This window comes from Frankia sp. AgB1.9 (assembly GCF_016786355.1).
Taxonomy (GTDB): domain Bacteria; phylum Actinomycetota; class Actinomycetes; order Frankiales; family Frankiaceae; genus Pseudofrankia.
The window spans coordinates 1-3224 of the sequence record NZ_JADWYX010000245.1; the positions used below are offsets into that span (position 1 = coordinate 1).

Genomic DNA, 3224 nt, shown 5'->3' on the forward strand with positions numbered 1-3224 from the left:
CACCCTCGCCCTCGACGACCGGCCGGTCGAGTTCCTGGAGAAGGGATGACCCGGGTCGTCGGCGGAGTAGCCGGCGGGGGGCGGGGGGGGGGGGCGGCCCGGCCCGGGGCCCCGCCCCGGGGGCCGGGCGCGCGGGGGGGGCCGGCTGGTGGGTCGGCCTCGGCGCGGCCGCGCCGATCGAGGGCGGCTGGCCCTACGGCCCGCTGCTGGAGGCGTTCAGCGACCTGTTCCGCCGGCATCCGTCCCTTCTCACGGACCTCAACGACGACTGCCGCGCGGGCGTCGAGCGGGCGATGTCGAGCCGCGACCTCAGCTGGGCCGGCACGAGCGGCCACCAGCAGGTCTTCGTCGCAGCGGCCCAGCTGCTGCGCTACGCGGCCGAGGGCGGGCAGCGTGCCGCGCCGGGCCGGGCGGGCGCCCTGCTGGTCGTCGACGATCTGCACGACGCGGACGACGCGACGATGCGGATGCTGCACTACCTGGCCAGGTCGCTCGCCGGGCTGCCGGTCGTCCTGCTGCTGGCCCACCGCGCGCCGCCGGGCGACGCCACCGCGCCGCCCGCGTTCGCCGAGGTGCGCGCGAGCCTGCTGTCCCGGGGAATCGCCGTCGCCGTCGACCTCGGACCGCTCGACGAGACCGCGATCGCCGCGCTCGTCGCCCGCCAGCTGCGGCCGGCGGCAGGGCCTTCGGCGTCGCCAGCACCCGAGCCCGGCCTGGTCGGCGCGGCGCTCGTCGAGCGCATCTGGCAGGTGTCCCAGGGCCTGCCGTTCACGGCGCTGGAGCTCGCCCGGCGGGCGGCCGCCGAGCCGGCGAACCCGTTCTCGGTGGACGCCGCCGCGATCGACGGGCTCTCGGTCGCGGCCCGGGACGTGCTGCGCCGGCTCGCGGTGGTCGGGCGGTCGTTCGACCTGGACGAGCTGGTCGCGCTCACGAGCCGCCCGGTGTCCGAGGCCTGCGTGGTGCTCGACGAACTGATCGGGCGCGGCGCGCTCGAACGGACCGACACCGGCTTCCGGTTCCGGCACCACCTCGTCCGCGACGCGCTGCTCGCTGGCCTGGCGCCCTACCGGCTGCGCGCGATCCACCGCGAGATCGCCGAACGGCTCGCGACGCTCGGGGCCGCGCCGGCCCGGGTCGGCCACCACTTCCTCCAGGCCGGCGAACGGGCGCGCGCCGTGCCCTACGCGCTGCGGGCCGCCGAGACCGAGGCGGCCATCGGCGCCTACCGGGACGCGCTCGCGCTGGTCGACCAGGTGCACGCCGAGGCCACCGGCGACGAGCTGGCCCGGCTGCTCGCGCTGCGCGCGGACCTGCTCGCCGTGCTCGCGGACCCCGGAGCTCCGGGGGCCTACCGGGCGGCGATCGGGCTGGCGGCACCGGACGACGCCCGGGCACTGCGGGCCCGCCTCGCCCGCGCTCTGCTCATGGCCGGCGATCTGGACGGCGCCGCCGCGGCGCTCGACGGCCTCGACCAGGGCACCGGCCCCGCCGACGCGAGCATCAGCCTGACCCTCGGGCTGCTCGCCTACTTCGCGGGCGACCTGGACCGGGCGGACGCCATCGCCCAGGAGGCCCGCCGCCGGATCGTGGCCGCCGAGACCGACCGGACGGTGTGCGACCTGGTCGCGCTCGTCGGCCTGGTCGCGCACGACCGCGGTGAGTTCTTCGCCCAGCTCACGGCCGAGCTGCGCCGCACCAGCCAGCTGCCGGCGCTGGCCGCGACCGTCTTCGACGCCCACCTGTGCATCGCCCAGTACCTGCTGTACGGCTCGACGCCCTACGCCGAGGTGGTCCGGCTGGCCGACCAGCTGCGGGACGCCGCCGAGACGGCCGGCGCGGCCAGGGCGGTCGCCTTCGCCGAGTGCCTGGCTGGCGAGGCGCTGCTGCTGGCCGGCGACCTCGAGCTCGCCCAGCGGCGGCTGACCAGGGCGGTGGCCCGCCACCGGGACGTCGCCTCCACCGCCGGCGAGGCGCACGCGCTGCAGCGGCTGGCCCAGGTGCGGCTGGCGCTGGGCGACGGCGCCGAGGCGAACCGGCTGTTGCTGCGCGCGCTGCCGATGGCCAGGTGGTCGCCGATCGCCGCCCACCTGGTGCAGCGGATCTACGGCACCATGGTCGCCGCCGCGCCGGACACGGCGGCCGCCTACGCCGTCGTCACCCAGGCGCAGGACGCGCTCGGCGTCGACGACGGGTGCCTGTTCTGCGCGGTCGCCTTCGCCGTGCCGGCGACGATCGTCTCGGCGCAGGCCGGTGACCTCGACCGGGCCCGCCGGCATCTCGCCGCCGCCCGCCGGTCGGCGGCGCTGTGGGAGGGCACCGCCTGGCAGGCGGCCACCCAGGAGGCCGAAGCCTGGCTGGCCCAGGCCGAAGGCGCCCAGGCCCGCGCGCACGAGCTGCTGACCGCGGCCGGCCGGCTGTTCGACTACGCCGGTCACCCGTCCGACGCCGCCCGCTGCCACGCGGCGGCCGGCCCGGCCGCCGTCCCGCTCCTGGGCACCGTCCGGTAGTCGACCGAATTCAGGGGCCCAGGATTCAGGGGCCCGGGTTTCAGGGGCCCAGTCCGGCGGGCGTGAGAGCGTGGCTGGAGTGGAGATCGAGGCTTTGGAGGAGCTGGCGGCGCGCGAGGCGATCCGTCAGCAGCTGCACAACTACTGCCGGGCGATGGATCGGCGCGACGACCAGCTCGGCTACGGCGTCTGGCACGACGACGGCACCGCGGACTACGGCCCGGGGATCTTCCAGGGGCGCGGGCGGGACTTCGTCGACCAGGTCTCCCGCAACCATCTGCGGCGCCTGGCGCACTCCCACCAGATCGCGACGGTCGGGATCGAGATCGCCGGCGATCGGGCCGCCAGCGAGGCGTACGTCACCGTGCGCCTCGTGTCCGCGGTGGGCGACGGCTTCACCGAGGAGTTCTACGCGGGCCGGTACCTGGACCGCTGGTCGCGGCGGGACGGGCGGTGGGCCGTCGACCACCGGGTCTGGGTCCTGGACTTCGGAGAGCTCGACCGTCCGGTGACGGGCCACCTGCCCGGCGGCGGCAGCCGGGACACCGCGGACCCGTCCTACGAGCTGTTCCGGGACCTGCGTGACTGACGCCACTGTTAGTCCGTTGACGTGGGTGTTAGAAACGACCTATGGTTCCGATATGACCAGTCCCAGGTTTCCTGTGTTCGACGCTGACAACCATCTGTACGAGACGCGTGACGCTCTGACGAGGCATC

2 protein-coding genes are annotated in these 3224 nt (G+C 76.1%); both read left to right on the forward strand.

Translation table 11 applies throughout. The features are described from left to right. The coding region (locus I6A60_RS40795; RefSeq protein ID WP_203055887.1) for a tetratricopeptide repeat protein at window positions 1-2507 on the forward strand (2507 nt) is incomplete at its 5' end. A gap of 79 nt (window positions 2508-2586) precedes the next feature. Beyond that, window positions 2587-3096, forward strand: coding sequence for a nuclear transport factor 2 family protein (locus I6A60_RS40800; protein WP_307874128.1), 510 nt, complete (start codon window positions 2587-2589; stop codon window positions 3094-3096). The last annotated feature ends 128 nt before the right edge of the window (window positions 3097-3224 follow it).